At 38.7% G+C, this 6,942-nt stretch carries 8 protein-coding genes; 3 read left to right on the top strand and 5 right to left on the bottom strand.

Going from position 1 to position 6,942, the window contains the following annotated elements:
* Both AAC037_RS16360 and tgt read right to left on the bottom strand, forming a co-directional pair.
* A partial coding sequence (locus tag AAC037_RS16360; RefSeq protein ID WP_339904039.1) for an LptF/LptG family permease occupies nucleotides 1-288 on the bottom strand: 288 nt, incomplete at its 3' end.
* A 54-nt stretch (nucleotides 289-342) separates the two neighbouring features.
* Entirely contained in the window at nucleotides 343-1,473 is a 1,131-nt protein-coding gene (gene tgt, locus AAC037_RS16365; protein WP_339904041.1) for a tRNA guanosine(34) transglycosylase Tgt, read from the bottom strand.
* A 290-nt stretch (nucleotides 1,474-1,763) separates the two neighbouring features.
* Between tgt and AAC037_RS16370 the strand changes: the two genes are divergently transcribed.
* The 3 genes from AAC037_RS16370 to rsmG are packed head-to-tail and all read left to right on the top strand — an operon-like array spanning nucleotide 1,764 to nucleotide 4,148.
* Complete coding sequence (locus tag AAC037_RS16370) at nucleotides 1,764-2,891, top strand: glycosyltransferase (RefSeq protein WP_339904043.1); 1,128 nt, start codon at nucleotides 1,764-1,766, stop codon at nucleotides 2,889-2,891.
* Nucleotides 2,882-3,493 (top strand): sigma-70 family RNA polymerase sigma factor, encoded by a 612-nt coding sequence (locus AAC037_RS16375; protein WP_339904045.1) that lies wholly within the window; start codon nucleotides 2,882-2,884, stop codon nucleotides 3,491-3,493. The genes AAC037_RS16370 and AAC037_RS16375 overlap by 10 nt, the downstream gene beginning before the upstream one ends.
* A 4-nt stretch (nucleotides 3,494-3,497) precedes the next feature.
* Nucleotides 3,498-4,148 (top strand): 16S rRNA (guanine(527)-N(7))-methyltransferase RsmG, encoded by a 651-nt coding sequence (rsmG, locus tag AAC037_RS16380; RefSeq protein ID WP_339904047.1) that lies wholly within the window; start codon nucleotides 3,498-3,500, stop codon nucleotides 4,146-4,148.
* A gap of 109 nt (nucleotides 4,149-4,257) precedes the next feature.
* Here rsmG and AAC037_RS16385 read toward each other — a convergent pair whose 3' ends face one another.
* The 3 genes from AAC037_RS16385 to era all read right to left on the bottom strand — a co-directional run.
* Nucleotides 4,258-4,797 carry a hypothetical protein gene (locus tag AAC037_RS16385; protein WP_339904048.1) on the bottom strand — a complete coding sequence of 180 codons (540 nt, stop codon included), beginning with the start codon at nucleotides 4,795-4,797 and terminating at the stop codon, nucleotides 4,258-4,260.
* An 8-nt stretch (nucleotides 4,798-4,805) separates the two neighbouring features.
* Entirely contained in the window at nucleotides 4,806-6,119 is a 1,314-nt protein-coding gene (gene der / locus AAC037_RS16390; RefSeq protein WP_339904050.1) for a ribosome biogenesis GTPase Der, read from the bottom strand.
* A gap of 11 nt (nucleotides 6,120-6,130) precedes the next feature.
* The coding region (gene era, locus AAC037_RS16395; RefSeq protein ID WP_339904052.1) for a GTPase Era at nucleotides 6,131-6,942 on the bottom strand (812 nt) is incomplete at its 5' end.

Genomic DNA, 6,942 nt, shown 5'->3' on the forward strand with positions numbered 1-6,942 from the left:
AAAACTCACTCCACTACTGAGAATAGCTATGATCTCAGTCCGTCCTGCCATTTTAGAAGTAATGAAGATCACAGAAATAAAGACGGTAATTGGTGTAAGTAAGTTGTTTAGATAAAGGCCATAGTTGAGCATGTATTGCAAAATCTCAGAAGCAGGCACTTCATTCCGAATATAGGTATCATTCTTTTCGGTAAAATCTAGTACCAAAACGACCATAATCAACATCAAAACCACAAACAAATAGGTTTTGAGAAAATCTTTGATGATTAACTTATCCAATAACTTCATACCAATTGGTCTTTCTCTAGTCTTGCAAATGAAACGGCTACATTAAAAGGAATCTTATAATCTTCGGCTTACTTTTTCTACCATCGCATTTTTCCAAGAGGTAAAATCTCCTGCTTGGATGCGTTCTCTAGCCTGTGTCACCAACCAAAGATAGAAGGATAAATTGTGAATGCTCGCGATTTGAGCAGCAAGCATTTCTTTACTTATGGTAAGGTGCCTAAGGTAGGCTTTCGAATAAAAATTACTTACATGAGAATGAAAGCCACTGTCAATGGGTGAAAAATCCATTTTCCACCTTTCATTCCGAATATTGATAATACCTTCGGTTGTGAAGAGCATGCCATTCCTAGCATTCCTGGTAGGCATCACACAATCAAACATATCAATCCCAAGCGCTATGGATTCCAAAATATTGGCCGGTGTCCCTACCCCCATAAGGTACCTGGGTTTCTCTTCAGGCAATATATCCGTCACCAAATCTGTCATTTCATACATCATTTCGGCCGGCTCCCCGACAGACAACCCTCCAATGGCATTGCCTTCTCTGTCCTGATCACTTACAAAACGCGCAGCATCCTGTCGCAGATCTTTAAAAGTACTTCCCTGAACAATAGGAAACAAAGATTGACTATAGCCATATTTCCCGCTAGTGCTATCAAAGCGCTCTATGCATCTTTTCAACCACCTATGGGTGAGATGCATGGAGTTTTTGGCATAACTCCATTCACAAGGATAAGGGGTACATTCATCAAAGGCCATGATAATATCGGCTCCAATGGTACGCTGTATATCCATTACAGATTCCGGGGTAAAATGATGTTTTGAACCATCGATATGGGATCTGAAAACCACCCCTTCTTCATTTATTTTCCTGTTTCCTTCCAAGGAGAAAACCTGATACCCTCCACTGTCAGTTAGGATAGGGCTAGACCAGCCGATAAATTTATGCAGGCCTCCAGCTTTTTCAAGCACTTCCAAACCGGGTCTAAGATAAAGGTGATAAGTATTACCCAAAATAATCTGAGCTTTCACATCATAAGTCAATTCTCTTTGGTGAACAGCCTTCACAGAACCTGCGGTCCCTACAGGCATAAAGATCGGTGTTTGAATGGTACCATGATCGGTTTGTATTTCACCGGCTCTGGCTTTTGACTTTTGATCTTTACTTACAAGTTTAAATTTCATTCCTCCCTTTCATTGAATTATCCCTCATTTACTTATTATATTTGAATTCGAATTAGGCAGTAGTGAAATTCTTAGGCATTGAAAATACTATAGAATAAGTCAATATTTTCATTTTTCCCAATATTTTCCCTTGCTATATTTCGATCTTCAGCTATTCAGTTCTCTTTTTAATTGAAACAAGCCTAACGGAAAGTCAATGCTTGCCACAAATGGAACACAAAAATAACTGCAATAAAACAAAAATTTGAGCTTTTTGAATTAATCTTATAGAACTGACAGTAAGCATAAATATGGAAAACACATTATGGTGGATATTTTTTTTGGCTGCAGGGCTACAGTTTACTTACTTGATGGTAGTTTTTGGCAGGTTTGCATTTTTTTATAAAAGGCAGGAAGAAACTGAGCAAGACTTAAATTTGAGTGGGGTAACTGTAATTATTGCAGCAAAGAATGAAGCCGCACACCTGAATGACCTTATACCCTTACTAATGAAGCAGGACTACCCTACCTTCGAAGTATTGGTAGTAAATGATTGTTCAACAGATGAATCTGAGGATATTTTAAGGGCACTGTCCAGCAAATATGACCAGCTAAAAATTGTAAACATTCGGTACACTCCCCAGCATGTAACAGCCAAAAAGTACGCCCTTACACTAGGTATAAAAGTTTCAAAATACGATTCAATCCTATTGACAGATGCAGATTGCAGGCCGGTATCCTCACAATGGATCAGAAGGATGTCTGCTCCAATACGCAATGAAGGTAAAACTTTTGCTCTTGGTCATGGCTCTTACCTGACACTTCCCGGCTTATTGAACAAAATCATCCAATATGAAACCTTATTGACAGCCATTTACTATTTTTCTTTCGGTTATTGGAAGTCTCCTTTTATGGGCGTAGGAAGAAACCTATGTTACCGAAAGGATTTTTTCATGGAAAAGAAGGCTTTTAAATCCCTCTGGCATATAGAAGGGGGTGATGATGACTTGTTTGTAAACAAATACGCCACTGCAGCAAACACGGCAATTGTTGCACAGCCTGATAGCATCACCATCTCTCAACCTAAGACCAATTTTAAGGACTATTTTACACAAAAGAAAAGGCATTTCCATGCCGGCAAATATTATCGTACTAGAGACAAACTAAAACTCGGTTTGTATTCGTTAAGTCATTTAGTATTCTGGTCTTCTGCTATAGGAATTGTAATTCTTGAAAGCACTTGGGAACCAATTGCCCTGGTATTGGGGTTAGTTTTCTTTAGAGCAATGCTCCAATATTTAATTATTCACCGGGTTAGAAAAAAATTAGAGGGGACTGGGAAGGTAATATGGACCTTATTTTTTGATTTGATGTACATGATTTATTTTTGGACCTTGGGAACAAAAGGTTATCTGTCAAAAACAGTTAAATGGAAATAAACGAAAGAAGTTTTTCAGATAAAGCGTTAGAAGATTTCGAATTGATCGACAAAGCGGTCAATGACAAAGACCAGCAAGCGTACGCCTCGCTCATGAAGCGGTACAAGAAGGCCGTGTACTTTATGATCTTAAAAATGATCAGAGGTGCTGACGATGCCGAAGACCTTACAATGGAAGCTTTTGCTAAGGCCTTTAAAAATCTTCATAAATTCAAAAAAGACTATACGTTTAGTACGTGGCTCTTTAGAATTGCGACCAACAATACCATAGATTTTATACGCAAGAAAAAACTCAAAACGATGAGTTTGAACAACACCATGACTGATGATGGTGGCAATGCAGTAAATATCGATGTGGAAGATGATGACAACAATCCTCAGGATGAGTTTATCAAAACGCAAAGAAAAGAAATGGTGAGAATCTTTGTAGACAAGCTACCTGCAAAATACCGAAAACTAGTAAAACTCAGGTATTTTGACGAATTGTCCTATGACGAAATTGCCGCCGAACTAGACAAACCTCTGGGTACAGTAAAAGCACAACTGCACCGTTCCAGGGAATTGCTCCTAGAAATCGCTCAAGGGAAAAATAAACACATCTAATTCAATGAATCCAGACCACAAGCTGATCCAGCAATACTTCCCTGAATTGAACGCCCAACAGAAGGAGCAGTTTGCACACATGGGAGAACTTTACCTTGATTGGAACAGTAAAATTAATGTTATCAGCAGGAAAGATATGGACAGCTTCTATGTTCACCATGTATTGCATTCTTTAGGCATCGCCAAGACAGTTTCTTTCAAGCCTGGAACCAAAATACTTGACATAGGCACCGGGGGAGGTTTTCCGGGAATACCGCTGGCTATTCTTTTTCCGGAAGTTCAGTTTCATCTGGTGGACTCCATAGGAAAAAAAATATCCGTGGTAAAAGATGTGGTCAAGCAGTTGGGCTTAAAAAATGTAGAGCCCCAACAGGTCCGTGCTGAAAATTTAATGAGTAGAAAATATCATTTTGTAGTAAGCCGTGCCGTAACGCAAATGGAGAAATTTTATCCTTGGGTAAAAGGCAGGTTCAGAAAAGAAGATGTTCATGAGGAGTTCCAGAATGGAATTCTGTACTTAAAGGGTGGAGATGTGGATGAAGAACTAGAAGCCCTACACCTAAATTATGTAAGCTATCATCTTGAGGACTACTTCAAAGAACCATTTTTTGAAACCAAAAAGGTGGTCTATATTCCTTATGAATGCAAAAGGTAAGTCAAATATAAAGGCCATTCTTTTTCAACTACATAAAAAAATAACCCGGTAAAGGGGTCTGTAACGACTCTTTTCCCGGGTTATTTTTTTGCTACAAGGAGCTAATTTTTCATTTTACCAGAACGATTTCAATGCTGGATTCACTCACGGTAAGCCCTTCTTCTTGTAAGCTTTCAAAATCAGAAGCATCAATATCTCCTTTTAGCTTAAGCATATTTGCAGAATTGTCAACAACATTTAGTATTACTGCCTCTTCATTATCCGTAATTACCAATTCATCACCAATCAGTTCCCAATTACCCGAAAAGATTTCAACACCATTCACTGGGATTTCCTCACTTTGGAGTGGTACTCCCAATGCACTTACCGAGACATCAAATACAAAACTTCCGGTGGCAGAAACCAGTTGATCGCCATCACCGAAAGTTAGGCTCATGTCATAATCTTGACCTACTCCGTCTATGCTTACAGGCACATTCGTAGATGAGCCTGGCACCTCAACAGTTCCTCTTCCTGTTAAGGTAGCCTCCTGAAGCTCCCATTCGGTATTGGCCAATACTAGCAGAGGCTTTTCGCTGTCTGCGTCGCTCGTACAACTCCAAGTAAATAGGAATGCCAATAATAAAAGTGAATATAGGGGAGTTTTCATGGCTTTAATTATTTCTTTTTATAGGTAATTTTAACTGGCACTCCGGTAAAATCAAAATTCTCTCTCAACCTATTTTCCAAAAATCTGGTATAAGGAGATTTAATATATTGTGGTAAGTTACAGAAAAAGGCAAACACCGGGTTTTTGGTAGGCAATTGGGTAATGTATTTAATTTTTATATACTTCCCTTTATTTGCCGGCGGTGGATACTTTTCTATTTCCGGTAATAACAACTCATTCAATTTAGATGTAGCTACTTTCCTTTGCTTATTATCATAAACGTTCATCGCCAATTCCATGGCTTGATAAATCCTTTGCTTGGTAAGTGCAGAAATAAAGATAATAGGTATCCATTTATTTTCACCCAACTTTTCGGTCATATTGTCCTTAAACTTTTGCATGGTCTTATGGTCTTTCTCCACCAAATCCCATTTGTTCACCATGATCATCAAGCCTTTATTGTTTTTTATAGACAAAGAGATTAGGTTAACATCTTGAGCTTCCAAGCCTCTGGTGGCATCCACCATAATAATGATCACATCCGAATCTTCAAGGGTTCTTAAAGATCGCATGACAGAATAAAACTCAATGTCTTCTTTTACTTTGGATTTTTTTCTAATACCGGCAGTATCCGTAAGTATATAATCCTTCCCATACAATTGGTAGCGTGTATGGATAGCATCTCTGGTTGTTCCTGCCTCATCTGTGACGATGGATCTTTCTTTTCCTATTAAGGCATTTAGAAAAGAGGATTTACCGACATTTGGCCTACCCAAAATCGCTAATTTAGGAATCCCTTCATCGGGGTCTCTTTCTCCCTCATCAGGAAATTTTTGAATTACATCATCCAGTAAATCTCCCAAGCCACTCCCACTGGTTCCGGTAGTCGGGTAAATGATTTCCTCTCCTATCCCAAGGGCATAAAACTCATTGGCCATCAGCATACTCTCCATATTATCTGCCTTATTGGCCACGATAAAAACAGGCTTATCTGTACCTCTTAGTTCTTTGGCAAACTCTGCATCCAAATCGGTAAGCCCTACCATACAATCCACTACAAACAGGATCACTGAAGCCTCTTCTATGGCTAATTTTACTTGCTTACGGATCTCTTTTTCAAAAACATCCTCAGACCCTTTGACATATCCTCCGGTGTCAATTACAGAGAAAAACTTTCCTCCCCACTGTGCATGCCCGTAATGCCTGTCTCTGGTCACCCCACTTAGGTTGTCTTCAATGGCTTTTCTTTCTTCTACAAGTCTATTAAAAAGTGTGGACTTGCCCACATTAGGTCTCCCTACAATTGCTACTATATTGGCCATAATTTTATTTATTATTGGTCGTAACCAAATTTTCTCAGTTTATTTTTATTCTTTCTCCAGTTATCTTCCACCTTTACGAAGGTTTCAAGAAAAACTTTTTTACCAAAAAATTTCTCCATTTCAATCCTGGCTTGTGTCCCCACTCTTTTCAGTGCTTTCCCTTTGTCTCCAATAATTATTCCTTTTTGGCTGTCTCTTTCTACAAAAATCACAGCACGCATTCGAATTAAATTTTCAGTCTCTTCAAAATCTTCTATTCGGACTTCAGTACTGTATGGGATTTCTTTTTTATACTGTACAAATATTTTCTCACGGACAATTTCGGAAGCAAAGAAACGCTCGGGGCGGTCACTTAGTTCTTCTTTGTCATAAAATGGTGGATGTACTGGCAAACGATCCAGAATTTCCTGCAAAATCTTTTGAAGATTAAACCCTTCCAGCGCAGAAATAGGAATTACCACATCGGCATTTATCTTTTCCGTCCAATATTCGGTTACTTCAGCAAGCTTTTCCTCTTTGTTCAGGTCAATCTTATTAATGATAAGTAATACCGGAACCGCTGCAGCATTTATTTTTTTGATAATATCTTCAATTTCTTCGTCATTCTCAAAAAGATCTGTAACAAATACGATTACATCTGCATCTTCGAGTGAAAGGTTTACAAAGCCCATCATGCTTTTGTGCAGTTCATATTTCGGTTTAAGCATGCCCGGAGTATCGGAGAAGACGATCTGATACTCAGGTTCATTCATTATCCCAAGGATCCTGTGCCGTGTGGTTTGGGCTTTGGATGAAATGATAGAAAGTTTTTCTCCAAGCAAGG

This window comes from uncultured Cyclobacterium sp. (genome assembly GCF_963976465.1).
In the GTDB taxonomy this organism is placed as follows: Bacteria; Bacteroidota; Bacteroidia; order Cytophagales; family Cyclobacteriaceae; genus Cyclobacterium.

Coding starts and splice junctions, on each gene's coding strand:
- AAC037_RS16385 (WP_339904048.1), bottom strand. CDS start 4,797: ATGAAAACTCCCCTATATTCACTTTTATTATTGGCATTCCTATTTACT.
- tgt (WP_339904041.1), bottom strand. CDS start 1,473: ATGAAATTTAAACTTGTAAGTAAAGATCAAAAGTCAAAAGCCAGAGCC.
- AAC037_RS16370 (WP_339904043.1), top strand. CDS start 1,764: ATGGAAAACACATTATGGTGGATATTTTTTTTGGCTGCAGGGCTACAG.
- rsmG (WP_339904047.1), top strand. CDS start 3,498: ATGAATCCAGACCACAAGCTGATCCAGCAATACTTCCCTGAATTGAAC.
- der (WP_339904050.1), bottom strand. CDS start 6,119: ATGGCCAATATAGTAGCAATTGTAGGGAGACCTAATGTGGGCAAGTCC.
- AAC037_RS16375 (WP_339904045.1), top strand. CDS start 2,882: ATGGAAATAAACGAAAGAAGTTTTTCAGATAAAGCGTTAGAAGATTTC.